Source organism: Borreliella americana (genome assembly GCF_032595795.2).
Lineage (GTDB): Bacteria > Spirochaetota > Spirochaetia > Borreliales > Borreliaceae > Borreliella > Borreliella americana.
Map to the genome: position 1 here is coordinate 674995 of NZ_CP132449.1, position 25197 is coordinate 700191.

Here is a 25197-nt window from a genome sequence, read left to right on the forward strand (position 1 = left end):
TAGATAAATGAGATAGAATTTTTTATATAATTTATCCCTATTCCTTTTTAATGCTTGTTTTATTTATAATGAGTGCCTAAAGTTTTTGATAAATTTTATTTTTCTTTTTAAATATTTTAGGATAGTTGATGATTATTGTTCTTGATTTGATTGCAAATTTATGCATCGATTAATAATTTGCGGTATTATTTTAAAATATAAGTAATCTTTTTTATAAAAACAATGCTTATATTTAAAGGATGTATATGGAAAATATTGAAGTAAGAGGGCAGCCAAATTTTTTTGGACTTATTCCTTTTTTTGTTTTTATTATTATATATTTAGGCACGGGAATTTATTTAGTGGCTATTGGTGTAGAAATGGCCTTTTATCAACTCCCGGCTAGTGTTGCAATGTTTTTAGCTTCCATTGTTTGTTTTTTGGTGTTTAAAGGAAAATTTTCCGATAAAATTCACATATTTATTAAAGGAGCTTCTCAGTACGATATTATACTAATGTGTCTTATTTTTATGCTTTCGGGAGCTTTCTCTTCTCTTTGCAAAGAATTGGGCTGCGTTGAAGCTGTAGCAAATTTAGGAATTAAATATATTAATCCTAATTGGATTGTTTCTGGTATATTTTTTGTAACCTGCTTTCTCTCTTTTTCTGCTGGTACTTCTGTTGGATCTATTGTTGCAATTGCTCCTATTGCTTTTAATATTGCTGTTAAAAGTGGTATTAATCCGAATTTGATAGCGGCATCTGTAATGTGTGGGGCCATGTTTGGAGATAATCTTTCTTTAATATCAGATACAACTATTGTTTCTAGTCGAACTCAAGGTAGCAGCATTTTAGATGTTTTTATTAGTAGCAGTTTTTATGCTTTTCCATCTGCTATACTAACTTTTTTTTCTTTTTTCTTTCTTTCTGAAAATTTGTCTAATACCACAAACTTTTTACATGAAAGTTCAATAGATTTGGTAAAAACCTTGCCTTATTTAATAATTATATTTTTTTCTTTGGCTGGAATGAATGTTTTTATAGTTCTTTTTTTAGGTATTTTTTCCATATGTCTTATTAGCGTTTTGTATGGTAATTTATACTTTCTAGATGTAATGAAAAACATTAATAAAGGGTTTTTAAATATGGCAGATTTAATTTTTCTCTCAATTTTAACAGGAGGGGTTTCTTTTGCCGTGATTCATAATGGAGGTTTTAAATGGCTACTTGTTAAATTAAAATCTTTAATTAGAGGGAAAAGTTCAGCGGAATTTTCTATTGGGGCTTTTGTTTCAATAGTTGATGTTTTTCTTGCTAATAACACAATTGCCATACTTATTTGCGGCAAAGTAGCAAAAAATATAGCTTTTGAAAATAACATCAGTGTTCAAAGAAGTGCTTCTATTTTAGATATGTTCTCTTGTATTTTTCAAGGCATTATTCCTTATGGTGCTCAAATGATTATTTTAGTTAACTTTTCAAATGGACTTGTGTCGCCAATTAGTGTTTTGCCATTTTTAGTTTATTTTGGGTTTTTAATTTTTTTTGTTATTTTATCTATTGTGGGTCTTGATATAAAAAAAGTTTTTTTATTTTTTTTAAAAAAATAAAATTTTGAAAATTTTAAGATTTGCATTGTTTAATTTTGTTTGATTTTATTTAGAATAAATTGTTCTTAATTATGTTATATGATTTAGGAGGTTTAAATTGGAAAGAGATTTGAGGTTGGGAAGAGAAACTAATGTAGTTCCAAATTTTTGGGGACTTATGCCTTTTTTTCTTTTTATAGGGATTTATATTGGCACTGGAATTATTCTTTATTTTAATGGTGTAGAAAGGGCATTTTATCAAATGCCTCCCGTAGTTGCTATGTTTATTGCTATTGTTTTGACATTTATTATTTTTAGAGGATCTTTTTTAGCAAAAATGAATAAATTCATTGAGGGATGTGCTCAACAAGATGTTATTTTTATATCTTTAATATTTATGTTATCCGGTGCCTTTTCTGCTGTTTGTAAAGAAATAGGAAGTGTTGAGGCTGTAGTAAATATTGGCCTTAAATATGTTCCATTGAATTTGATAGTATGTGGCATTTTTTTAATTACTCTTTTTTTGTCTTTTTCTACTGGAAGTTTTATGGGTACTGTTGTTGCTGTTGCTCCTATTGCTTTGGAACTTGCAGATAAGGTAAACATCCCGCTTCCATTGATTGCTGGTACTATTCTTAGTGCTGGTGCATTTGGAGATAACATGTCTTTAATATCAGATACTCCTATTATTTCAAGTCATACTCAAAAGGTTAATATTGTTGATGTTTTCAAAAATGGAGCTTTTTATACCTTTCCAGCAGCAATTTTAGCAAGCATTGCTTTTGCATTTTTAGGTTCTTATTATTGCAAGACCGACAGTTTTATTATTGAGCCTGGTGAGATAAATTTTTTTAAAATTATTCCATATGTTTTTGTTATGGTTGTTGCAATCTCAGGTTTTGATGTATTTTTAGCCTTGTTTTTAGGCATTGTTGTTGCCGGCATTATTGGAATTTATTACGCAGATATTACTTTTTTATTGCTGGCTAAAAAAATCAATGAAGGGTTTTTAGGCCTAGGGGAAATGTTTATTCTTGTTATTTCTACAGGTGGAATTTCTTATATGACAATTAAGTATGGGGGGTTTGATTGGTTGCTTTTAAAATTGCAAAAGTTGTCAAAGTCCAAAAGAACTTCTGAATTTGTCATTGTTGTTTTAGTTGGTATTTTGACCATGTTTCTTGCAAATAATGGACTTGCTATTTTAATGAGTGGTTCTGTTGTAAGATCAATAGCTAAGGAGAATAATTTAAACTCAAAGCGTATTGCGGCCTTACTTTGTATGTCTTCGTGCTTTTTTTTAAGCATTTTGCCTTATAGTATGCATGTTATAGCTCTTGTAGATTTTACAAAAGGCAAGCTTTCTCCTTTTGCCATTTTCCCCTTTTTAATTTATCAAGGATTTTTGGTCTTATTGATTTCTTTATCTCTGATTGGACTTGATATAAAATTAGTATTTAAATCTTTTTTAAAAAATAGTTACAAAACTTAAAAGCTTTAAATTTTAAAAGCTTTTAAGTTGTCTTGAATTTAAATATTCAAGAAGATAGATTTAAATATATTTTAAGGATTTCTTCTTTTATTTTTTTAGGTATTTTTTTAAAAATTTCAAATTTTGAAAAATCTTTTGGTAAAAATTTTTCTTCTAAATATAATTTCATTTCCGGGTTGTTTTTTGCCTCTTCTTCTATTCTTTTTATTACGTTTTTGTTTGGAGAATTATACCTAGTTTCTTTAAAATTTTTATAAGATGGTTCATTCTCATATAAAAAGTTTATAAATTTGTAAGCCAAGTTTTTATTTGGAGCATCAATAGGAATTACAAATGCATCTATCCATAGATTTGTGTTTTCTGGCGCATAAAAATCCAAGTTTTTGTCTTTTAGCATAGCGTTTTGTGCTTCGCCGCTCCATGTGAGTTGAATAGATGCTTCTCCATTTAGCATTAATGATTTTGCAGGCACATCTGAAAAATATCCGATTAATAGTGGATTTTGGATTTTTAAAAGCTCCCCTGCTTCTTTAATTTTATCTTTATCATGTTCATTTATTGAGTATCCAAGTTTTTTTAAAGCAACTCCAATATTGTCTTTAGGGGAATCTAGCATTGTAATCTCTTTTTTGTATTTTTTATTAAATAATATGTCAAAACCCTGCATATCATTTAAATCTATTTTAGTTTTATTGTAAAGTATTCCCATTAATCCCCAGTAGGCTGGCACTGAATAAAGATTGCCAGGATCATGTTCCAAGTTTGTAAGATTTTGGGTAATATTTTTTGTTACATTTGGCAATTTTGAGTAATCTAATTTTTCAATTTTACCTTCATCAATTAATTCTTGGATTAAATATTCTGATGGGACTATTATATCGTAGTAATTCTTTGTGTTGTTAAATTTAGCCATCATTTCTTCATTGTTGTGAAAGATTTCGTAATTAATTTTTATATTATTTTCCTTCTCAAATTGATCTAGCAAAGTCTCGTCAATATATTCTGCCCAATTAAATACGTTTAAAGTTATTGTGTCTTTGTTAGTGCAAGCAAAAGTTGTAAGAATTGCTATTAATATAAAAATTTTTTTCATAAGTACTCCTTTTTTTCATTTTAAAGTTCAGCATCTGTTGTTAATTTTTTAATTCCTATAAATTTATTAATAATAAACAAAAGGCTTAATATTGTAAAAAACAATATTGCAGAAATAGCATTTATTACGGGTTTGATGCCCCTTTTTGTTAGTGAGTTTATTAAGATAGATAAATTATTAAATCCCTGCCCAGTGGTGAAAAATGATATCAAAAAATCATCTATTGATAATGTGAAAGCAATAAGAGCTCCAGTTGCTATGCTTCCGACGATTTCTGGATAAATTATATTGAAGAATATTTGAATTTCTGAGGCCCCAAGATCTTTGGCAGCATCAATAATATTGTTAGGAAGAGAATATAATTTGGGTAAAATTATTATTACTACGTATGGTGTTGAAAAAATTATATGTGATATTAGCATTGTGGAAAATCCTAATTGCATTTTTATTGTAGAATAAAATGTCATTAAGCTTATCCCTGTTACAATGTCAGGATTAATTATTGTTATTTTATTTGCAGATAATAGTATTGTTTTTAATTTTTTGTTTTCTGATTTATAAATTGCATAAGCGCCAATAATTCCAATAACAACAGAAGTCAAAGATGAGATTGTAGCTATTAAAATGGTGTTAAATATTGCTGATTTGATTTGACTTGAGGCAAAAATTTCTTTATACCATTTTAAACTAAATCCTTGCCATATAAATCCACTGTCACCAGAGTTAAAAGAATAAATTATTAAGATTATTATTGGAAGGTAAATAAAGCTAAGTATTAAAAATAAGAAAATGTTTTTAAAGGCTCTAAACATATTTTACTCTCCATTATTTTTTCGCATTAATTTTATTATTATTAAATTAAAAATTAATATCACTAACATTAAAATAAATGAGATTGCAGCTCCAGTATTCCAGTCTTCTATAAAGAGAAACTGTTTGCTTATTAGATTTCCTATTAAAATTTGTTTAGAGCCCCCTAGTAAATCTGAAATGACAAATACCGTAATTGAAGGAATAAATACCATAATTATTCCTGTTGCCAGGTAAGAGAGCGTTAGAGGTATTTTTATATAAAGTAATATTTGCCACATTCTTGCTCCAAGATCTTGTGCTGCTTCAATGTATTCTGGCTTAATTTTTAAAAGTCCTGTGTATATTGGCAAAATCATAAAAGGCAAAAAATTGTATACCATGCCTATTGTAACAGCCTGTTCATTATAAAGAAGATCTAAAGTTCCAATTCCTATCTTTTCAAATAAGTTGTTGATGAATCCGTTTTTTCCAAGTATTCTCATCCAGGCATAAGTTCTAAGCAATGTATTTATCCACATAGGAAGTATTATCATGATTATTAATTTGTTTTGAGCACTTTTTTTTGATAAGGAAATTAGCCAGGCGGCAGGATAGCCTATTAAAATGCAAAAAATTGTTGCTATTGTTGCGAGTTTTAGGCTTCTTGAAAAGATACTAAGATAATTTGGATTTAAAAGTTCAATAAAATTATAGATGGTAAATTCATTGTTTTCATTTAAAAATCCAAGCAATATTATTATTAGTAGGGGAAAAATACTAAATGTTAATAGGAATATGGAGTATATGATTAATATCAATTTTTTCACAACCACTATTCCTTGTGCATAACATGAATATCATCAGGTTCTAAGAATATGTCAACCTCTTCTCCAACTTTTGTAAGTCTTGTACTTTGAACTATCCAATTTGTTTTTTGAATTTCTAGAGTCATTTCGTAATGAACTCCTTGAAAAATTGCCGATGTTATAGTTCCGCTTAAATGTCCTTTTCCTTTTGGAAGCAGTTTTACATCTTCTGGACGTATTACAAGGTCAACTGCTTCTTCAGCTTCAAATCCCTTGTCAAGGCATTCAAATTCATGGCCAAGCAAACTTACAACCAGCTCCTTTTTATATGTTCCCTCAAAAATATTACTTTCTCCAATAAAATCGGCTACAAATTTTGTTTTAGGCTCGTTGTAAATTTCTTCAGGAGTTCCTACTTGTAAGATTATTCCTTCGTTCATTACAACAATTCTATCACTCATTGTTAATGCTTCTTCTTGATCATGAGTAACATATATGAATGTGATTCCAAGTTGTCTCTGTATTTTTTTTAATTCTTTTTGCATTTCTTGTCGCATTTTTAAATCAAGCGCAGAAAGTGGCTCATCTAGCAATAAAAGCTTGGGTTCCATTACTATTGCTCTTGCTATTGCAACTCTTTGTTTTTGCCCTCCCGATAGTTCGTTAATATTTCTGTATGCATATTTTGGCATTCCTATCAATGAAAGAGATGTTTTTACTTTTTCTTTGATAATATCTTTTGGCGTTTTTTTCATTCTAAGTCCAAATGAAATATTGTCAAAAACATTCATATGCGGGAAAAGCGCATAATTTTGAAATACAGTATTAATTTCTCTTTTGTTTGGGCTGGTTTTAGATATTTCTTTAGAAAAGAAATAAATTTCTCCATTTTTTTGATTTAAAAAACCACCCAATATTTTTATTAATGTTGTTTTTCCACATCCGGATGGGCCTAGTAATGTAATAAACTCATTTTTTTTAATTTTTAAATTTATGCTATCTAGAGTTTTGTTTCCATTGTTTTCATAATAATGACTTAGATTTTTAATCTCTAGGATATAATTATCCAACTAATTCCAACCTCCTTATGGCGGTATTAATACAAATCAAGATTATACTTAATATTATTATTTATGTAAATGCTTTTTTAAAAGGCATTATAATTCTTGTCAAGAATTATTTTGCCAAATTTACCTTCTCTGAATTCTTTAATTAATATTTTTGATGCTTTCTCAAGGCTGAGTTCATTTTTTTTACCGATTAATTTTCTTGCTTTTGCAAAATTTTGTAGAATATCAAGTGAATTTTTATGACATATTTCGTATTTTTTTAGTAAAATATTTTTATTGTTTTGATCCATTATTTCAAGTAAATACAGCGCAAGATCTATATTATCTACTATTTCATTTTTAATCATATCCAATATTGCAAGTTTTTTTGCAATCGATTGGTCTACCAGATTATGCCATAAAACTCCCGGCATATCAAAAAGATTGATTTCTTCATTTATTTTTACTATTTGTATATTTTTAGTATATCCAGGTTTATTAGCAACTTTTGCACTCTTTTTGCCGGACAATAGGTTTATTATTGAAGATTTTCCAACATTTGGGACTCCAATAATCAAAACCTTTATTTTTTCCTTATAATTTTTTATTTTTTTAACAATGGCCAATTTTTTAATAATATCTATTATTTGCTTACGCATTCCTTTTTTGTAAATATTGCTTATTATTACAGTATTGCCAAGATTTTCAAAATATTTTTTCCATTTTATAATTTCATTTATTTGAGCAATATCAGATTTGTGTAAAAGAATTATTTTAGCTTGATTTTTAATAATTTTTTCAGTTAATGGATTTTTACTACTAAATGGAGCTCTGGCATCAAGTATTTCTAGCACAACATTAGCTTTTTGCAAATTATTCTTTATCAGATCCAAGGCTCTTTTCATGTGCCCAGGAAACCAGTTGATTTTATTTATCATGCCTAAATTATAGCTTAATGTGTATTGAATGATAAATTATTTTTATTTTTATGTTGAGAATTTATGTTAGTTTTCTTTAAAAGAATTGTTTTTTTTAAAGAAAAAATATAATCTGTATTTAAGTTTTTATATTTTTTAAAAAAAATAAATTTTATAGGAGGTTTGAATTATTATTGCAAAAATTAAAAGAGGTTTAATAGTATCTTGTCAAGCTCTTGAGAACGAGCCTTTACATAGTAGTTTTATTATGTCTAAGATGGCTTTAGCAGCTAAAATAGGTGGAGCTATTGGAATAAGAGCCAACGGAGTTAATGATATTAGCCAGATTAAGTTGGAAGTTGATTTGCCAATAATAGGTATTATTAAAAAAAATTATAATAATTGTGATGTGTTTATTACTCCTACCATGAAAGAAATCGATGAGCTTTGTAATGAAGGGGTAGATATAATTGCCCTTGATGCTACTTTTAGAAATAGACCTGATGGTTTGCTGCTTGATGATTTTTTTAAAAATATTAAAAAAAAATATCCAAAGCAGTGTTTGATGGCAGATATTTCTTCTTTAGATGAAGCTATTAATGCCGATAAATTGGGATTTGATTTTATTGGAACAACTTTGTATGGCTATACAAAAAATACTAATGGCTTGAATATTGCAGACAATGATTTTAATTTTTTAAAAACCTTGCTTAATTCTAATTTGAAATCTACTTTAATAGTGGAAGGAAAAATAGACACCCCTTTAAAAGCTCAAAAATGTTTTGAAATGGGGGTTGATTTAGTGGTTGTAGGGGGTGCTATTACAAGGCCTGCTGAGATTACTAAAAAATTTGTAGAAAAAATAAATCAAATTAAAAAATAATTTTAAACTTAAGGGTTAATTTATTTTTTATTTTAGGAGGGTTTTATGTTAAAGGGTTTTGAACAAGCTCAGAAATTTGGACGTTCTTTTATGCTTCCCATTGCTATTTTGCCAGCAGCAGGGCTGCTTTTAGGAATTGGGGGTTCTCTTTCTAATCCAGAAACTATTAAGACATATTCTTTTTTGAATATATTCTTCTTACAATCAATTTTCAAAATAATGAGTGCATCAGGTTCTATTATTTTTTCAAATTTAGCACCAATATTTTCTATTGGAATTGCTGTTGGACTTGCAAAATCAGATAAAGGCACATCTGGAATTGCAGCATTTATTGGCTACCTTGTCATGAATGCTACTATTGGAGTTTTAATTGATGTATCAGGCAGAGCGGAGTCTTTATCTAGTGGTGCTGTGGGTTTTGTTCTTGGAATTAAGACTTTAGAAACGGGGGTTTTTGGTGGTATTGTAGTTGGTATTTTGACTTATTATCTTCATAATAGGTTTAACAAAATAGATTTGCCCAAAGTTCTTGGATTTTTTTCCGGATCTAGATTTGTGCCGATTGTTGTTTCTTTTTCTAGTATTTTTCTTGCTGTTATTATGTTTCTTTTTTGGCCATTTGTGCAAAGTGGAATTAATAAAGTAGGAGGCTTAGTAGATTCGACCGGTTATATTGGAACGCTTATTTATGGGATTTTTTTAAGGATGCTTGGACCTTTTGGTCTTCATCATATATTTTATTTGCCATTTTGGACAACAGGTCTTGGGGGATCTGTTATTATTAATGAAAAGTTGGTTGAAGGGACTCAGAACATCTTCTTTGCAGAACTTGCTGCTCAAGGTACAAATAGATTTTTTATTGGAACTAGCCGTTTTATGAGTGGGCGATTTATTACTATGATGTTTGGTTTGCCCGGAGCCGCACTTGCTCTATATTACACTGCAAAGCTCGAGGAGAGAACAAAAGTTTTTGGGCTTTTAATGTCTTCAGCGCTAACATCATTTTTAACAGGCATAACAGAACCTCTTGAATTTTCTTTTCTTTTTGTAGCCCCTATTCTTTATGTTGTTCACGCCACATTTGATGGATTTGCTTTCATGCTAGCTCATATTCTTCAAATTACAATAGGGCAAACGTTTTCTGGTGGGTTTATTGATTTTATTCTTTTTGGTATTTTGCAGGGAAATTCAAGAACTAATTGGCTTTTGGTGCCAGTTGTAGGCATCATTTGGTTTTTTCTTTACTACTTTACTTTTATATTTTTAATAAATAAGTTTGATTTTAAAACTCCAGGTAGAACGAAAGATTTAAATTTTGAAGATTCTCCAAGTTCTAAGAGTAGTGAATTTGAAGAAAGTTGTGCTACTAAGGTTATTATTGGGCTTGGTGGTGCTTCAAATATTGTTGAGCTTGATTGTTGTGCAACTAGGCTAAGAATTACAGTAAGGGATGTTCTTAAAGTTTCTGAAAAAATTTTAAAAAAAACTGGTTCTAAAGGAGTAATTATTAAAGGCAATGGGGTTCAGGTAGTTTACGGACCGGGTGTTAGTGTTCTTAAGAATGAAATAGAAGAATTACTATAAGATTGATTTTTAATAAGTAATGGCCTTACGGCTATTACTTATTAATTTTATTTATGAAATCAACTGCATATTTTGTAAAGTATGATGTGTTTTGGGCACTTTTGTAGCTTTGGTTTCCAATAGGTACGTGTGCATGTGAATTTTCAAGAAGTATAATGGGAATATCCTTTTTTTTACCCCCATAATTTTTTATAAATTCGTTTATTTTTATTGGGTCTACTGTGTGATCGTTGGGCGTGTGGGCTATTATTAAAGGTATTTTGATTTCGTCCAAATTATATGAATTTAATAATGTAACAAGGCCCATCATTGCAATAATTGCGTCTACATGCTGCACTTTTGAAGAGTGGCTTTTTATGCTCATGTGTTCTTTTCGTTTATATTCTTTTGTTTCAAATTTATTGTAGCCACCTGTTATAAGATGTGCAATTTGTCTTCCCCAAGGATAGTAAACGATATTTGTTCTCTTATCATAAGGGAATATATTGGGAGAAATTAATGCTACCGAGTTTATTTGATCTGGATAGTTTGCTAAGGCCCATATGCTGGCAGCTCCCCCATTAGAGGTGCCAATTAATATTAATTTATCACCTATTAATTTACCAATATTAATAGCTTCATCAATGTCTTTCAGCCAATCTTGGGTAGTTATTCCCCGAAATGCATTTTTATTGTTAATACCGTGTCCTTTAAGTCTTGTAAAAAAAATATTTGCATTAAGAGCTTTTGCAATATTATTTGGAACCGGATAAATTTCATTTTTTGATGCCCCAAATCCATGAATATAAACCACAGAATATTTTGTTTTTTGTGCTTTTTCTTTATACCAGATTATTTCTTTTTTTGTATTGTTTTCTAAATTAAATTGTAATTCTTCTTTTAATAAGTAATTGTCAATTTCTTCTATGTTTTTAGGAATTGTTTTTTTTGAAAATTCATTTTTAAATTTTACCCTGGGACTAACTAGTATTAAGAGTAATAAGAATATAAGTATAAAAATTATATTTTTTATATTCATAAAGTGATTCCCTTGTTTTCTGCTGGGACATTGTTGTTATTATGGGTATCTTTTTTGTAGCAATTATTGCAATGCCCTGAGTAAATTATTTCAATAGATTTTGTTTCCCAGTCTTCTCCAAGTTTGTCTTTCAAAATATCTTTAATATCGTCAAGTTGAATAGGGTGGACTTGATTGCATTTATTGCATTTAAAGTGAGCTATTGTGGAAGCCAAGCTTAGATAAAATTTTGTTTCTTTTTGATCAGTAGTTTTTATATCTTTTAGTATATTTCTTTCTTTTAGAATATTTAATGTGTTATATACTGTTGCTTTTGATAGGCTTGGGATTTCTTTTATAAGTTTGTTATAAACTTCTTTAGCTGTAAAGTATTCTTTTGGGTTTGATGCTATGTACAGAATGATTCTGTTTCTCGAGTGAGACGCTTTCATTCCTAATTCTGATGTTAAGTTTTTCAATAATACAGGATCGTTTGTAATGCCGACTTTTTCCAATGCGGAATGCACGTCTATTATGTTATCGTTCATATTATTATACCTTTTTTGTTTAAATTTAATATTAAATACTTTTTATGTTCTTCTTAGGATAATTTTATACCCAGTTATTAATATTTTACTACTTATTATTTATTTATTTTCATATTTTTTTATATTAGTATAAAAAATTAAATTTTTTATTTTTGAATTCAGTTTTATTTTGTTATCAAAATTATTATTTAATGGTAGTATCATTAAATTTATTGTTTGAGAGTAATTTATTACATCTTGGATCTTAACTGTGTTATAAGAACCCCCTATATTTAAAATTAACCATTTTTTAGAATTTATTTTTTCAATTTTATAATTAATTGTATGAATGATATGTTTTTCAACATTTAAAAAGCTTATAAAAAAGTTACTGTTTTTATCATTTCCTTTAGATATCAAAAATTCTGTGCCATTAATGTAGCCTTTGGGATTGTTTTTAGTTATTATTATTTTTTCATAAGTATCAAGATCGCTATATTTTGCTGTTATTTTTAAATTGGTGCCTTTTGCAATTTCAAAAACAGGTATTTCAAGAGCTGAATATTCAAGAAGATAATCAGGATTGCATTTTTTTAATGTTTTTTTATCTAGATCTATTTTAGAAGGCCATTTTATTTTAATTGATATAAAGAAGCTAGAGATATTTTCATCTATAAAAAAATCAATTGTTGATTTTTTAGCAGAGTTAAAAGCTAAATATTGTTTTATGCCTAAAATTTTTTCATTTGAGAATGAAAATGAACTTTCAATAGATGCTTCTTTTATTAATTCTTTTTTTGATGAAACTTTAAAATAGGTTCTAGATGTGTTTAGAAATTCAACTTTTTTATCTTTAAATTTTATTTTATTTAATTTTCCATTTTCGAATTTGATATTATATTTATCGTGAGATAGTGTGAAATTTCCTTCCATATTGTATTCTAAGTTCTTAGGCACAATTGATTCTGAATTTTTGACAATTTCATCTTGGTGTTTATTTATTAAAAATTCTCTTAAGCTTTTTTCGTTGATTTGATAATCTTTTAGCCTTTTGTTTTGAAAATTTATTATTGGCTCTTGCTCTTTAAGGGAGTTAAATTTTGGAATCTCTAGTAGTTCAGTAGTAAGCTTGGATCCTTCTAGATTTTGTATCTTAATGCTGTGTAAGTTGTTTTCTAGGGCTTTTAAATAAAGTAAAAAATTTTTTAATTCTTGATTATCATAAGTTTCTTTGATTTCATAAAAGTAAATAAGAGTTTCTACGTTGCTTTTTGGAGAATCTATGTTTTGTACTTCATATAAATATTGGCAGTTATTTTTATAAAAAATTAAGTAATTTTTATTATTTTTACTCTGCCTTATTCCTTCTGTATAATTGAAATTAAGCTTTCTATAAAGCTCAGTCACCTTTTTCCTAAACTTTTCTATGTTGTATATATAAAACATAATAGGCGTATTTTGAAATATGTCTTTGTAACCACTTTTGAATGGATTTTTTAATGCCCAATACAAATCCAAATGTATCTCATCGTGCAGCATGTATTCATGAGGGCTTCCACTGTAAGTTCCAGGCATATATATATCTGTATTAGTTTTGAATCTTTCAAATAGCCATTTATTTAGTTCCTCATGCTCTCTTAGAATTTCAAAAAAGTATATTGGAAATGTCCAATGTATTTTGTAAGCTAACTGTTTGTGCTCAATCAAATATTTTATATTTGATATTATTAATAACAGATTATCTTCTGAAAATTTAGTTATGGAAATAATAATAATATAAGTTTTCAATTTTTTTAGTTTTCTAAACATAAATTCTTTGTCTTTATAATATAAAGATTAGTCAATATTTACATTATATAATAAAAATTTGTGCTGGTTTTCTATATTTTGTATTTTTTGATGTATAGAAAGCAATACGCTATAGCGAATGTATTAAGTTTATGTTAATCTTATATTGTTATATAAATTATTTTTATTTATAGAAAGGGGTAAAATTTTTATGGCTAAAGACATATATTTTAATGAAGATGCTAGAAAAAGCTTACTTAGTGGCGTTGAAAAATTATCCAATGCTGTAAAAGTAACTCTTGGGCCAAAAGGGAGAAATGTTCTTATTGATAAAAAGTTCGGTTCTCCAACGGTTACAAAGGATGGGGTTAGCGTTGCTCGTGAGATTGAGCTTGAAAATCCGTTTGAAAACATGGGGGCACAGCTTTTAAAGGAAGTTGCTATTAAAACAAATGATGTTGCTGGTGATGGAACAACAACCGCTACTGTTCTTGCTTATGCTATTGCAAGAGAGGGCCTTAAGAATGTGTCTTCAGGAATTAATCCTATTGGAATAAAAAAGGGAATAGATCACGCTGTAAATTTGGCTGCTGAGAAAATTCGCCAGTCTGCAAAAAAGATTACAACAAAAGAAGAGATTGCTCAAGTAGCTTCAATTTCTGCTAATAATGACAGTTATATAGGTGAAAAAATTGCTGAGGCAATGGATAAAGTTGGAAAAGATGGTGTTATAACAGTTGAAGAGTCAAAAACTTTTGATACTACGATTTCTTATGTTGAGGGTATGCAATTTGATAGAGGATATCTTTCTCCTTATTTTTCTACCAATAAAGAGAATATGAGTGTTAATTTTGATGATGCTTTCATATTGATATATGAGAAAAAGATTAGTTCTATTAAAGAGCTTTTACCAGTTCTTGAGAAAGTTTTAGGGACAAACAAACCTTTATTAATTATTGCTGAGGACATTGAAGGGGATGCTCTTGCTGCGCTTGTTTTAAACAGTGTTAGAGGAGCCTTAAAGGTATGCGCAATTAAATCTCCTGGTTTTGGCGATAGACGAAAAGCAATGCTTGAAGATATTGCAGTGCTTACAGGTGGTGTTTTAATCAGCGAGGAGCTAGGTCTTACTCTTGAGACAGTTGAGATTGAGCAACTTGGACAGGCTAAAACTATTAAGGTTGATAAAGACAATACCACTATTATTAATACTGGCAATAAAGAACAAATAAAAGAGCGCTCAGAGCTTATTAAAAAGCAAATTGAAGATTCAACATCTGAATATGATAAAGAAAAACTTCAAGAGCGCCTTGCAAAGCTTGTTGGCGGAGTTGCTGTTATTAATGTTGGAGCTGTTACTGAGGTAGAGCTTAAGGAGAAAAAGCATAGAGTTGAGGACGCTCTTTCTGCAACTCGTGCTGCTGTTGAAGAAGGTGTTGTGCCTGGTGGTGGATCAACTCTTATTGAAGTTGCCATGTATTTAGACACAATAGATACAAGTAAATTAAGCTATGAGGAAAAGCAAGGTTTTGAGATTGTAAAAAGAAGTCTTGAAGAACCAATGAGACAGATTATTTCAAATGCTGGTTTTGAAGGATCTATTTATATTCATCAAATTAAAACCGAGAAAAAAGGGTTAGGGTTTGATGCTTCCAGCTTTAAGTGGGTAAATATGATTGATAGTGGAATAATTGATCCTGCTAAGGTTACAAGAAGTGCACTTCAAAATGCTGCTTCAATTGCTGGGCTTTTATTAACAACAGAATGCGCAATCACAGATATTAAAGAAGAGAAAAATACTTCTGGTGGTGGTGGTTATCCTATGGACCCAGGAATGGGAATGATGTAAATTAAAGTTTCACCGGTAAACTTGTGTTTTTGCCGGTGAATATTTTATTATTCAAAGGAATTATTTTGAGTGAGGATGAATTTGTTTTTTGTATAGGCTATGATTGTTCAAAAGCAATAGTAGATAGGCAGCTTTTAAGAGAAAATAAAGGTAAAAGTGCTAAAGAACTTTTTGAACTTGGACTTTACAGAAGTGCTTTTAGCAAAGCTCTTTATAGAAATGACGATGATCTTATTAATTATTTAATTGAAGAGTATAATAAAATAAGTAACTCTAATTATACAAAGAAAGATGATTTTAAGCTTTTATTTGGAGTAGTTTATCCTGATGATATTAATAAGATAAAAGTGACATATGTATAGGAGGTTTTGTGTTTTTATTGCAAGAATTTAGCGGCAATAGTAGCTTTTTGCGAAGTTTATTAGTTTTTGTGCCCGTTATTGCTATATTTTGGTTTTTAGTGATATCTCCTCAGCGTAAGGAAGAGAAGAATAAAAAAGAAATGATAAAAAATTTAAAAAAAGGCGATAAGGTATTAACTATAGGTGGAATTTTTGGAGTTGTGAAAAAATTAGGCGATACGGATGTTATTTTAGAATTAAGTCCAAATAACGAGGCGGTATTTATAAAAAACTCTATTGATAAAGTTTTGTCTGAAAAAAATGAAATTAAAAAAAGTATTATTTAAAGGTAAAATTAGAACTGTTAGCTAATAATGGTATTTTTTAAAAATTTTAAGGATTTGTATAATGAAAAAAGGATCTAAGCTTATATTGATATTGTTGGTGACGTTTTTTGCATGTCTTTTGATATTCCCGACTTTAAAGTGGTATTTTTTAATGAGCGTTGAGGATAAAAAAATAAGCTCGTATTCACAAGAAGCTTTAAGGGATTATTCAAAGAAAAAAGCTTTGGATGATCTTGTTAAGCTTAAGGATCTGTATAATAAAGATCCCAGTAGCAGTATTCCGGCTAGTCTTTCTTATTTAATTCCAATAGCAAAAAATAATTATAGGTCTTCAATGAAAATCCCACCCAATACTTTTACTGCTAAAACCTTACGTGAAGGATTTTTAACTGATTCGGATATGGGAGAAGTAAGCTTAGAGATATATAGATATTATGAGAACATAAAGAAGGGCAAAAGTAGAATAATACATCTTGGGCTTGATTTGTCCGGAGGGATGAGTGTTACTATTTCTCTTGATTATTCAAGTGTTGAAAAAAAATTGGGTCGTTCTTTGACTTTTGCTGAGAGAGAGGATGCTATTTATCGGATAATGCAAATTCTTAAGGATAGGGTAGATAGGTTTGGGCTTACAGAGCCTAAAATTGTAAGAGAGGCTGGGGGAAATAAAATTTTCTTAGATATTCCTGGAGAAAAAGATGAGAGTAGAGTAGGTACTCTTTTGAGCGGAAAAGGCAATTTGACTTTCTATGTGGTTGATGATGAGTCTACATCTCTTTTACATAGAAAAATATTAGAAGCGGGTTCTCTTTTTTCTGTTTCTGAAATTCAGGCAAGTATGAACCTTCCAGATAGTAAACAAATTTTTCCTTGGTATGTTAAAGATTCTTATGGTGTGGATGATGAGTCATCGGTTCGTTATTATGTAGTTAATGTAAGCCCTGAAGATTCGTTTGATGGTGCTCATATTAAAGATGCTGGGGTTTCTAACGATCCTAGAACGGGTCGAGATACCGTTGCTTTTAGTCTTGATGTTGATGGAAGCGAAAAATTTTTTAAATTTACTCAAAAAAATGTTGGAAAGTCTTTGGCTGTTGTTATGGAAGGTAAAATTAAGTCTGTGGCAGGAATTGGTTATGCTATTACTGGGGGCAATGTTTCAATTCAAGGTGATTCTTTTGATAAAAAGGAGGCCTTAGATCTTGCCTTGGTGTTTAAAACTGCAGCGTTTCCAGTTGATATTAAAATTGATGATTTGAGAATAATAGGGCCTACTCTTGGTGCTAGGACTATTGATCTTGGCATTAAAGCTTCTGCGCTTGCTCTTTGTTTGGTTTTTTTGTTCATGTGCTTTTATTATGGTTTGAGTGGCGTTGTAGCTGGATTTTCACTTGTTATTTATAATGTATTTTTAATTTTAGCAATATTGTCGGCCTTTAATTTTACTTTAACTTTAACAAGTATTGCAGGTCTTATTTTGACAATGGGTATGGCTGTTGATATAAATATAGTTATTTATGAGAGAATTAAAGAAGAAATTAGAGAAGGCAGAAGATTTGAAAATGCTTTTGAAGATGGTTTTAAAAAAGCATTTTTATCAATTATGGATGCAAATATAACGACATTTATTGCGGTGCTTTTTTTAACTCTTCTTGGGACAGGAGTTATTCAAGGTTTTGCGTGGTCTCTTTCTGTTGGAATTGTGGCATCTCTTTTTAGTAGTTTGATTTTTTCAAGATTTATTTTGGAATTTATCATATCTGTTAGAAAAAGCAAATTTATAAGTATATCTTGGAGTTCAAAATATGCAAAGAGTAATTAATTTTTCAAAATATGGAAGCAATGTTTTAATTGTTAGTTCCGTTTTGATTTTGGTTGGGCTTATTTATACTTTTTTTTATCATGGTGGATACAATTGGGGAATAGATTTTTCTTCTAGGGTTAATATTAATATTTCAATAGAAAAATCAAATATTAAAGAAAATGAAATTAAAGAAATATTCTCTCCGATTTATAAAACTTTAGATGTTAATAGCATTTTTTCACCAAATCAGAATAAAAGTGAATTTTCTATTATGGTAAAGTCTGATGTCATTGATTATGCTTTTAAAACAGAAGTTCAAAAAACAATATTAGATAAACTTAAAAAAACATTTGATGCTAATATTGAAGTTTTGGATTCTTATTTTATTGATTCAAGTTTTTCTTCTACTTTGAGAATTAGGTCAATATTTTTAGTATTAGGAACATTTATCTTAATTTTGATTTATATAACTTTAAGATTTAAACTAAGTTATGCTATTGCTTCCATACTTTCAATATTTCATGATATATTTTTTATAGTTGCTTTTTTAGGGGTATTTAGAATAGAGATTAATAGCTATATTATTGTGGCAATATTGACCATTATTGGATATTCTTTAAACGACACAATAATTATTTTTGATAGGATTAGAGATAATGTTAAGCGATTAACCGATAACACATTTTTAAATGTATTAAATATAAGTATTAGTCAAACTTTATCAAGAACTGTTTTGACGTCAGTTACAACATTTGTTGCAGTATTTTCTATTTATGTGTTTACTGAAGGATCTATAAAAGATTTTTCTTTGATATTTATGGTAGGGGTAATTGTTGGAACTTATTCTTCCGTATTCATAGCGTCTCCAATACTTTTAAATTTGTATAAAAAGATAAAGTAGATCTTAAATGAGATGATATTGTGGCATGAAATTTTTTGATTTTGGTTCATTAGGATTTTATAGATTTTTTGATTTTCAAAAATATCTTAATTTTAGTATTTTTAGGTATAGTTTAATAAATTATTATTCTTATCGAGAGCAGTCAAGCCTTATTAACGATGCTAATTTACTAAAAGATAAGCTTGTGTTTTTGGATAAGATTTATAGAGATTTTAATCCCAGTATTAATAAATCTTGGGGCGCCAATAAAGCTGTTTTTTTAGATACTTTACTTATTATTAAAAATTTGATTAGAAAATATCATCCCAATTCCCAATTTTTAGACATTCATGAAGATGAATTGTTAGAAGATGTTTCATATTTTAATAAATTTTTAGACAAGCTTAAATATTTAAATTTTAGAGTAGATCTTAAACAAAAAATTGAAAATTTTGAAAAAAAGAGCAAAGCTCCATTTTCTTGCATAAGAATCGCTACATTCTTTATTCAAGAAGAATTTTTAGATCGACTTAGTAATTCATTAGATTTTTTCTCCAATGAGGCCAATAGTAATAATTTAGATGTAATTAATAAAGAAATTAATGATTATTATGAAAAAGTAGAGCAAATTAAAAAAAGTAGCAATATTAAAGAAACCCATAAAAAATTTATCATAGATCACACAAAAGAGAGAATTGATAAAATCATGAAAGATCATAGTCTTGACATTTCTAAACTGCTTATAAAAATTGCTTTGCTTGAAATTACAATTCAATGTTTTGATAGCTATTATTTAAATTTATTAGAAATTTTACAAATTCTTTTATCTATTAATAATATAATTGAGATTGGTTTAAACGAATTACCAGACGCTATTTTTAATGAGTGGAATGAGCTTATTTATTTACGAAGAAAAGAGTTTCAAAAATTTGTTTTAATCTCCGATTATGTTTTCCAAAAAAGGATTGTATCTACTATAAATTCTGGAAATTGGAAATTTGCCTTTTTTACTCTTGCTCCCAGACAAGGAGATGTTTTTCAGTTTTCAGTGGATATTGCTAAGAATTTTGATAATATTGAGGATGGAATCAAAGAATATGAATCTAAAATAAATAAATTTAATGAATATAGGTCGGGTTGGGAAGCAAATTTAAAAAATTTTGGTCATTTATTTTCAGAAACACTTTAGCTGTATATCTCTTTTAATCTTTCGTAAATAGTTTTTACTTCATTATTTATTATTTTTGGAATTTTTACTATCAAAGTGACTTTAAGATCCCTTTTTGAACTGCTTCCAATTATGGGCATTCCCAATCCCTTTAAGTTCAAAATTTCTCCATTTTTTGCATCTGAAGGAATTTTAAGTTTTATTTTTTTTCCTTCAATTGTTTCAAATAACTTTTCGCAACCCAAAGCTATTTCCCATGGGTAAACCTCTATTGCTGTTTCTAGGGTTTTTCCATTCAACTTAAAATTTTTATAACTCGATATATTAAATTTAACTATTAAGCTTCCTTTTATTCCGGAAATTGGATTAATAGGACCTTTGTTGTTTATTTTTATTTTAGTTGTTTCTAATGTTCCTTTTGGGATTATTATCTCGATTTTTTTGTTGTTTATAAGTATTATTTTTTTACTTCCCATATAAGCATCATAAAGTGAAATATTTACAGTTATTTCTCTGTCTGCTGTTTTTCTTGAAGATCCTCCAAAGATTTTGGAAAAAAAATCTAAATCTTCAAAATTGCCAAATCTTGTGCTGCTAAATTCTCTTTCAAAATGGTCGCTGTTGTCATTAAAATTGGTGCTACCCAAAGAGTCGTAATTTCTTTTTTTTTCAGGAGAAGATAAAATTTCATAAGCCTCGTTTATTTCTTTAAATTTTTCTTCAGCTATTTTATTTCCCTTGTTTTTGTCTGGGTGATATTTTATTGCCAATTTTTTGTAAGCTTTTTTTATTTCTTCATTACTAGCATTTTTTTGTATTCCAAGTATATTGTAATAGTCTTTGGTCATTAAAAAATCTCCTTCAAATCTCCCTTATTTATTATATTTTTTAAATATGTTTTAATATTTGTACTTTATATATGTTATAATTAAACCTAAATTTTTAAAAGACCAATTATGAGAGTAGATCTTTTACCTCTTATCGAGTTAAGTCTTTATATTGATTTTTCATTTTGCTGTAAAGATTTTAACATTTTTAATAGAATTTTAGAGGAATTAAAACATAATTTAACCTTGTTAGGTCATCCAATTGTAAAAACACTTTACATTAAGCACGTAGATTTTTGTTTATGTAGGCAAGATAATTTAAAATTTATTTTCACTTCTTTGTTTCAATTTATTAATTTGGCTTTATTAGAAGAATTTACTTTAGAAATTATTCCGGGTTATGTTAATTTTGAAAAATTCAAACTTTTGAATGAATTTTGTGTTACTAGAATTAATCTTAATGTTCAAAGTTTTTCTTTAGAGTTTAGGAAGATTATGGGGATGCCCGAAATTTCTTATGAAAAATTAAATATTTTGATTAACAATATTAGAAAGTTTTCTTTTGATTTAAATATTGACATGACTATCAATATGCCTTTGCAAAAAAAATCTCATCTTAAGCGAGATTTGAAAGAATTGCTTTCATATATGCCCGAGCATATTTGTTTTAGCGATTTTATATGTGAAGAGGAAGGCTTTATCTTGAGAGATTTTTATAACGGTGTTGATTCTGAAAAGCTGTGGTTTTATGCCCTAGATTGCTTAGAATCTAGTGGCTACATTAATTATGAAATTACTAATTTTGCATTAAAGGGGCATGAGAGCAAACATAATAAGCTAAATTGGGAGTTGAAACCGTATTTAGGATTAGGATCGCATGCTGTAAGCTTACTTTTTTGCAGTGACAAGAATAATAATGTAAGAGCTTTGATTAGAAAAACTGGCAGTTTTGTTAAAGCAAATAATCATTTAGTAGCGTTTGAATTGTTAGAGGATTTGGAGTTTTTTGTTTATCATTTTATTCAAGGGCTTGGAACCATTCAAGGTGTCAGCTTGAGGGCTCTTAGGCTTAGATTTGAGTATAATGAAAAACAATTTTTGCAGTTTATTAATTACTGCTCGACTTTAAGTAGAAAATTTGTTTTTGATGATAATATTATACTATTAAGAGGAAGGGAAAGGTTTAAGTTAGATTTTTATTTAGTAAAAATTATAAACTATTTTAATGATAACTTTTTTAAAGTTAAGTTTAGGCTTCCTTAATTTGTTTGTCTTGATAATAAACTATTTTTGTGTTTTTATGGTTGAATATTCCAATCTCAAGTATACCTGGAAATAGTTTGAAGTATTTTTCTGTTCCTTCAGGATTTTCCACATGCATTTTTACATCTAAGATATAATTATTGTTATCAGTTATGGTGGGTCCTTTTTTCTCTTTACAAATTCTTAAGGTTGTCTCTAAATTCATTTCTTCAAGTCTAGTCATAATAAATCCAACAGCATTTTGGGCAACTTCTATGGGAATAGGTATTTTTGTTCCTAATTTTTTAACAATTTTTGTTTCATCTGCTATTATTAGCAATGTTTCTGAATTGTAGGCTATTACTTTTTCCATTAGATGAGCACCCCCCATTCCTTTTATTAAGCTTTTTTTTCCTAATAAGATTTCATCAGCTCCATCAATTGCAATGTCTAGATTTTTGTTAAGTTTTGAAAAATTTGATTCATAAGGAATTTGTTCTTTTGAGAGTAAATATTTTGTATCATTACTTGTTGTATAGAATTTTAAATTTTTTAAGCTACCCGATTTGATCTTTTCGCTTAAATATTTTATTGCATAATAAATGGTTGTGCCTGTTCCGATTCCAAGGTTCATATTGCTTTTGATGTAGTGATCAATTGCATATTTTGCTACCAAAATTTTTTGATTTTCCATAAATTCTTTTCCTTGCTTGATAACATTAAAGCTTAATTTATTTTAAAGTATATCATTATTTAATTAAGGTTGAAATCTTGACTAGATTTTATGCTAATTTATAATTATTAGTATTGGTAAATAAAATAATATGCTAGGAGATTTTATGTATAAATTAGTTTTAGTAAGACACGGAGAGAGTGAGTGGAATAGAGAAAATCTTTTTACTGGTTGGACAGATGTTAAACTTTCTGACAAGGGTATCGACGAGGCTGTAGAGGCGGGCTTGCTTCTCAAACAAGAAGGCTATTCTTTTGATATTGCTTTTAGTTCTTTGTTGTCAAGGGCTAATGATACTTTAAATATTATTTTGCGAGAATTGGGACAGTCTTATATTAGTGTAAAAAAAACCTGGAGATTAAATGAAAGGCACTATGGGGCTTTGCAAGGTTTAAATAAGTCAGAAACAGCTGCAAAATATGGGGAAGATAAGGTTTTAATTTGGAGACGTAGTTATGATGTGCCTCCAATGTCTTTAGATGAGTCTGATGACCGGCATCCAATAAAGGATCCAAGATATAAAAATATTCCCAAAAGAGAACTTCCTTCAACAGAGTGTCTTAAAGATACTGTTGCAAGAGTTATTCCTTATTGGACTGATGAGATTGCAAAAGAAGTTCTTGAAGGTAAAAAAGTTATTGTTGCTGCTCACGGCAATTCTTTAAGAGCGCTTGTTAAATATCTTGACAATTTAAGTGAAGAAGATGTTTTAAAGCTTAACATTCCTACAGGCATTCCTTTAGTTTATGAATTAGATAAAAATTTAAACCCCATTAAAAATTACTATTTAGGTGATGAAAGCAAAATTAAAAAGGCAATGGAATCTGTTGCTAGTCAAGGAAAGTTAAAGTAACGATTTATTTGTATTAAAGTGTTAATAAGTCATATAATTATGACTTATTTTTTTATTAATTTTAAGTCTTAAATGTATTTACTTATAATCTTTTCAAAGCGATCAATGCCAATTATTTTGATAAATCCAGCTAATTTGGGCCCTTTTTCTTTGTCGATTAAAATTTTATAAATTTGTTTAAAAAACAAAGCGGGCTCTATATTATTTCCTCTTGAAATTTTATATATTTCGTTTTGAATATCTTGTTCTGTGGCAATTTCAAAATTTTTCTTTAAAAAATCCAAAAGTTCATTAATTCCTTTTTTGCTATTTTCTTCTAGTATTTCTATATTGTCAAATTTAGATCTTAATGAAAATTTGAAATCTTCAGGTGCAAAATCTCTTATCCAATTAATTGCACAGTTTATTTTATTTATTAGCTTATCTTTTTGATCTTCTTGAATGTTTTTCAAGTAATTTAAAATTTTATTTACGTTATTTTCAAATATTTGGCAAATTACACTTAAATGTCTAAATCCGATTTGATAAGGGATTCTTTTGCTTGGCATGTATGGCTGAGATAGTTCGTAAATTCTTTTAAATGCTCTTTTTTTTTCTTCTTTTATATCTTCTACTCCATAGTAGATTCTTTCAAACTTGTCATAATCTTCATATATTTTAATCACGTCAAGATCAAATGAAATTGAAAATTCAGTATTTGGTTTTGTAGCGACAAATAAAAATCTTGTGACTTCGGGTGTGTAGATCTCAAGAACATCTTTAAGTGATATGACATCTCCTGATGAGGATGATATTTTTCCACCACGTCCTTTTATTGAAATAAAGTCATATTGAAATGTTACAGGAGGGCTGCCTTGAAAAATTTTTACAATATTTTTAGATGTATCAAAGCTGCCGCCACTGCTGTGGTGGTCTTTTCCTGCAGGCTCAAAGTCAACTTTTTCATATTTCCATCTCATAGGCCAATCTATTCTCCAAGGAAGTTTAATAGCCCATGTAGTTCTTATATCTAGAGATTCTTGATTTCCACACTCACAGGAGTATTCAACAGAGTAATGATTGTCATAATTATTTACAGTTGTTGTGTCTCTATTGCACTTTGTGCAAAATATACTGATTGGATACCAATTTTCTTCAAGCTTGGAAGTTCTGTATTCGTTTAATGCTTCAGACAGTTCTTTTTTATGATCAAGTGCAAATTTTATTTGGTTTGCATAAGCGTTGTTAGTATATTGTTTACTTTGGTCAATGAATTCAGGATTGATCCCCACTATAGGCAGATATTTTTCAAATTCAATTTCATTAGCCCTTGCATAACTTGTTTTGTAGCTTCTTGTGTCAGGAACCCTTGTTATTGCTTGCCTTAAATAGGTTGTAAGAAGTTCTTGCTCTGGCATATTTTGGGGAACTTTTCGAAATACGTCGTAATTATCCCAAGAATAAATAAATCTTACTTTTGATCCCGAGTCTCTTAGAGCTCTTGCTACAAGGTCTACCGAGATAACTTCTCTAAAATTGCCAATGTGTACAGTTCCAGATGGAGTAATTCCTGATGCTACTGTGTATAGGTTTTTTGGACCTTTTTCTTTTTTTATTTTTTCTGCGTAAAAATCTGCCCAGTGTGCTGTTTTCACATTTTATTCCTAATTTAAATTTA

Annotated in this window: 23 protein-coding genes; 12 read left to right on the forward strand and 11 right to left on the reverse strand. The window is 28.8% G+C overall.

Annotated features, from left to right (window positions below; translation table 11 throughout):
- Positions 1 to 245 precede the first annotated feature (245 nt).
- The gene (locus QIA00_RS03215; RefSeq protein WP_316257437.1) at positions 246 to 1589 is read left to right on the forward strand and encodes a Na+/H+ antiporter NhaC family protein; all 1344 of its coding nucleotides are present in this window, start codon (positions 246 to 248) and stop codon (positions 1587 to 1589) included.
- 115 nt (positions 1590 to 1704) lie between these two features.
- Positions 1705 to 3060 carry a Na+/H+ antiporter NhaC family protein gene (locus QIA00_RS03220; RefSeq protein ID WP_316257659.1) on the forward strand — a complete coding sequence of 452 codons (1356 nt, stop codon included), beginning with the start codon at positions 1705 to 1707 and terminating at the stop codon, positions 3058 to 3060.
- Positions 3061 to 3106: 46 nt separating this feature from the next.
- Here the strand turns inward: QIA00_RS03220 and QIA00_RS03225 are convergent, their stop codons facing one another.
- The 5 genes from QIA00_RS03225 to ylqF form a co-directional block, all read right to left on the reverse strand.
- Complete coding sequence (locus QIA00_RS03225) at positions 3107 to 4153, reverse strand: ABC transporter substrate-binding protein (protein ID WP_316257438.1); 1047 nt, start codon at positions 4151 to 4153, stop codon at positions 3107 to 3109.
- A gap of 20 nt (positions 4154 to 4173) precedes the next feature.
- Positions 4174 to 4965: an ABC transporter permease gene (locus QIA00_RS03230; RefSeq protein ID WP_184124195.1), complete on the reverse strand. Its 792-nt coding sequence runs from the start codon at positions 4963 to 4965 to the stop codon at positions 4174 to 4176.
- 3 nt (positions 4966 to 4968) lie between these two features.
- Entirely contained in the window at positions 4969 to 5772 is an 804-nt protein-coding gene (locus QIA00_RS03235) for an ABC transporter permease (protein ID WP_316257439.1), read from the reverse strand.
- A 5-nt stretch (positions 5773 to 5777) separates the two neighbouring features.
- Positions 5778 to 6821, reverse strand: coding sequence for an ABC transporter ATP-binding protein (locus QIA00_RS03240; protein WP_316257440.1), 1044 nt, complete (start codon positions 6819 to 6821; stop codon positions 5778 to 5780).
- Between the two features lie 77 nt (positions 6822 to 6898).
- Complete coding sequence (ylqF, locus tag QIA00_RS03245; RefSeq protein WP_316257441.1) at positions 6899 to 7738, reverse strand: ribosome biogenesis GTPase YlqF; 840 nt, start codon at positions 7736 to 7738, stop codon at positions 6899 to 6901.
- A 166-nt stretch (positions 7739 to 7904) separates the two neighbouring features.
- On the opposite strand from ylqF, the gene QIA00_RS03250 reads away from it, so the two are divergent.
- Positions 7905 to 8600, forward strand: coding sequence for an N-acetylmannosamine-6-phosphate 2-epimerase (locus QIA00_RS03250; RefSeq protein WP_316257660.1), 696 nt, complete (start codon positions 7905 to 7907; stop codon positions 8598 to 8600).
- Positions 8601 to 8645: 45 nt separating this feature from the next.
- Positions 8646 to 10184: a maltose/glucose-specific PTS transporter subunit IIC gene (locus QIA00_RS03255; protein ID WP_316257443.1), complete on the forward strand. Its 1539-nt coding sequence runs from the start codon at positions 8646 to 8648 to the stop codon at positions 10182 to 10184.
- 34 nt (positions 10185 to 10218) lie between these two features.
- Here QIA00_RS03255 and QIA00_RS03260 read toward each other — a convergent pair whose 3' ends face one another.
- From QIA00_RS03260 to QIA00_RS03270, 3 genes are all read right to left on the reverse strand, one after another.
- The gene (locus tag QIA00_RS03260) at positions 10219 to 11202 is read right to left on the reverse strand and encodes an alpha/beta hydrolase (RefSeq protein WP_316257444.1); all 984 of its coding nucleotides are present in this window, start codon (positions 11200 to 11202) and stop codon (positions 10219 to 10221) included.
- Positions 11199 to 11729 (reverse strand): oxidative stress transcriptional regulator BosR, encoded by a 531-nt coding sequence (gene bosR, locus QIA00_RS03265; RefSeq protein ID WP_316257445.1) that lies wholly within the window; start codon positions 11727 to 11729, stop codon positions 11199 to 11201. The genes QIA00_RS03260 and bosR overlap by 4 nt, the downstream gene beginning before the upstream one ends.
- Before the next feature lie 99 nt (positions 11730 to 11828).
- The gene (locus QIA00_RS03270) at positions 11829 to 13517 is read right to left on the reverse strand and encodes a histidine kinase (protein ID WP_316257446.1); all 1689 of its coding nucleotides are present in this window, start codon (positions 13515 to 13517) and stop codon (positions 11829 to 11831) included.
- 190 nt (positions 13518 to 13707) lie between these two features.
- Here QIA00_RS03270 and groL point away from each other — a divergent pair, with 190 nt between their 5' ends.
- From groL to QIA00_RS03300, 6 genes are all read left to right on the forward strand, one after another.
- Positions 13708 to 15345: a chaperonin GroEL gene (groL, locus tag QIA00_RS03275; protein WP_231014385.1), complete on the forward strand. Its 1638-nt coding sequence runs from the start codon at positions 13708 to 13710 to the stop codon at positions 15343 to 15345.
- 65 nt (positions 15346 to 15410) lie between these two features.
- A complete protein-coding gene (locus tag QIA00_RS03280) occupies positions 15411 to 15707 on the forward strand; it encodes a hypothetical protein (protein WP_316257661.1) in 297 nt (98 codons plus the stop codon).
- Between the two features lie 8 nt (positions 15708 to 15715).
- A complete protein-coding gene (yajC, locus tag QIA00_RS03285) occupies positions 15716 to 16033 on the forward strand; it encodes a preprotein translocase subunit YajC (RefSeq protein ID WP_231014383.1) in 318 nt (105 codons plus the stop codon).
- 61 nt (positions 16034 to 16094) lie between these two features.
- The gene (gene secD, locus QIA00_RS03290) at positions 16095 to 17855 is read left to right on the forward strand and encodes a protein translocase subunit SecD (RefSeq protein WP_316257447.1); all 1761 of its coding nucleotides are present in this window, start codon (positions 16095 to 16097) and stop codon (positions 17853 to 17855) included.
- Positions 17839 to 18738: a protein translocase subunit SecF gene (gene secF / locus QIA00_RS03295; protein WP_316257448.1), complete on the forward strand. Its 900-nt coding sequence runs from the start codon at positions 17839 to 17841 to the stop codon at positions 18736 to 18738. The genes secD and secF overlap by 17 nt, the downstream gene beginning before the upstream one ends.
- A gap of 25 nt (positions 18739 to 18763) precedes the next feature.
- On the forward strand, positions 18764 to 19906 hold the full coding sequence (locus QIA00_RS03300; RefSeq protein ID WP_316257449.1) for a hypothetical protein: 1143 nt from the start codon (positions 18764 to 18766) through the stop codon (positions 19904 to 19906).
- Here the strand turns inward: QIA00_RS03300 and QIA00_RS03305 are convergent.
- On the reverse strand, positions 19903 to 20733 hold the full coding sequence (locus QIA00_RS03305; RefSeq protein ID WP_316257450.1) for a DnaJ domain-containing protein: 831 nt from the start codon (positions 20731 to 20733) through the stop codon (positions 19903 to 19905). The genes QIA00_RS03300 and QIA00_RS03305 overlap by 4 nt on opposite strands.
- A gap of 108 nt (positions 20734 to 20841) precedes the next feature.
- On the opposite strand from QIA00_RS03305, the gene psgB reads away from it, so the two are divergent.
- A complete protein-coding gene (psgB, locus tag QIA00_RS03310) occupies positions 20842 to 21975 on the forward strand; it encodes a HemN-related non-iron pseudo-SAM protein PsgB (protein WP_316257451.1) in 1134 nt (377 codons plus the stop codon).
- Here the strand turns inward: psgB and rpiA are convergent.
- Positions 21962 to 22648 (reverse strand): ribose 5-phosphate isomerase A, encoded by a 687-nt coding sequence (gene rpiA / locus QIA00_RS03315; protein ID WP_316257453.1) that lies wholly within the window; start codon positions 22646 to 22648, stop codon positions 21962 to 21964. The genes psgB and rpiA overlap by 14 nt on opposite strands.
- Before the next feature lie 145 nt (positions 22649 to 22793).
- Between rpiA and gpmA the strand changes: the two genes are divergently transcribed.
- Positions 22794 to 23540, forward strand: a complete 747-nt coding sequence (gpmA, locus tag QIA00_RS03320; protein WP_316257454.1) for a 2,3-diphosphoglycerate-dependent phosphoglycerate mutase — start codon at positions 22794 to 22796, stop codon at positions 23538 to 23540.
- A 68-nt stretch (positions 23541 to 23608) separates the two neighbouring features.
- Here gpmA and lysS read toward each other — a convergent pair whose 3' ends face one another.
- Complete coding sequence (gene lysS / locus QIA00_RS03325) at positions 23609 to 25174, reverse strand: lysine--tRNA ligase (RefSeq protein WP_316257456.1); 1566 nt, start codon at positions 25172 to 25174, stop codon at positions 23609 to 23611.
- Between the last annotated feature and the right edge of the window lie 23 nt (positions 25175 to 25197).

Excerpts from the sequence above, each read along its gene's own strand:
- QIA00_RS03215 (WP_316257437.1), top strand. The coding sequence starts at position 246 with ATGGAAAATATTGAAGTAAGAGGGCAGCCAAATTTTTTTGGACTTATT.
- QIA00_RS03225 (WP_316257438.1), bottom strand. The coding sequence starts at position 4,153 with ATGAAAAAAATTTTTATATTAATAGCAATTCTTACAACTTTTGCTTGC.
- QIA00_RS03230 (WP_184124195.1), bottom strand. The coding sequence starts at position 4,965 with ATGTTTAGAGCCTTTAAAAACATTTTCTTATTTTTAATACTTAGCTTT.
- ylqF (WP_316257441.1), bottom strand. The coding sequence starts at position 7,738 with ATGATAAATAAAATCAACTGGTTTCCTGGGCACATGAAAAGAGCCTTG.
- QIA00_RS03255 (WP_316257443.1), top strand. The coding sequence starts at position 8,646 with ATGTTAAAGGGTTTTGAACAAGCTCAGAAATTTGGACGTTCTTTTATG.
- QIA00_RS03260 (WP_316257444.1), bottom strand. The coding sequence starts at position 11,202 with ATGAATATAAAAAATATAATTTTTATACTTATATTCTTATTACTCTTA.
- bosR (WP_316257445.1), bottom strand. The coding sequence starts at position 11,729 with ATGAACGATAACATAATAGACGTGCATTCCGCATTGGAAAAAGTCGGC.
- QIA00_RS03270 (WP_316257446.1), bottom strand. The coding sequence starts at position 13,517 with ATGTTTAGAAAACTAAAAAAATTGAAAACTTATATTATTATTATTTCC.
- groL (WP_231014385.1), top strand. The coding sequence starts at position 13,708 with ATGGCTAAAGACATATATTTTAATGAAGATGCTAGAAAAAGCTTACTT.
- secD (WP_316257447.1), top strand. The coding sequence starts at position 16,095 with ATGAAAAAAGGATCTAAGCTTATATTGATATTGTTGGTGACGTTTTTT.
- secF (WP_316257448.1), top strand. The coding sequence starts at position 17,839 with ATGCAAAGAGTAATTAATTTTTCAAAATATGGAAGCAATGTTTTAATT.
- QIA00_RS03300 (WP_316257449.1), top strand. The coding sequence starts at position 18,764 with ATGAAATTTTTTGATTTTGGTTCATTAGGATTTTATAGATTTTTTGAT.
- QIA00_RS03305 (WP_316257450.1), bottom strand. The coding sequence starts at position 20,733 with ATGACCAAAGACTATTACAATATACTTGGAATACAAAAAAATGCTAGT.
- psgB (WP_316257451.1), top strand. The coding sequence starts at position 20,842 with ATGAGAGTAGATCTTTTACCTCTTATCGAGTTAAGTCTTTATATTGAT.
- rpiA (WP_316257453.1), bottom strand. The coding sequence starts at position 22,648 with ATGGAAAATCAAAAAATTTTGGTAGCAAAATATGCAATTGATCACTAC.
- gpmA (WP_316257454.1), top strand. The coding sequence starts at position 22,794 with ATGTATAAATTAGTTTTAGTAAGACACGGAGAGAGTGAGTGGAATAGA.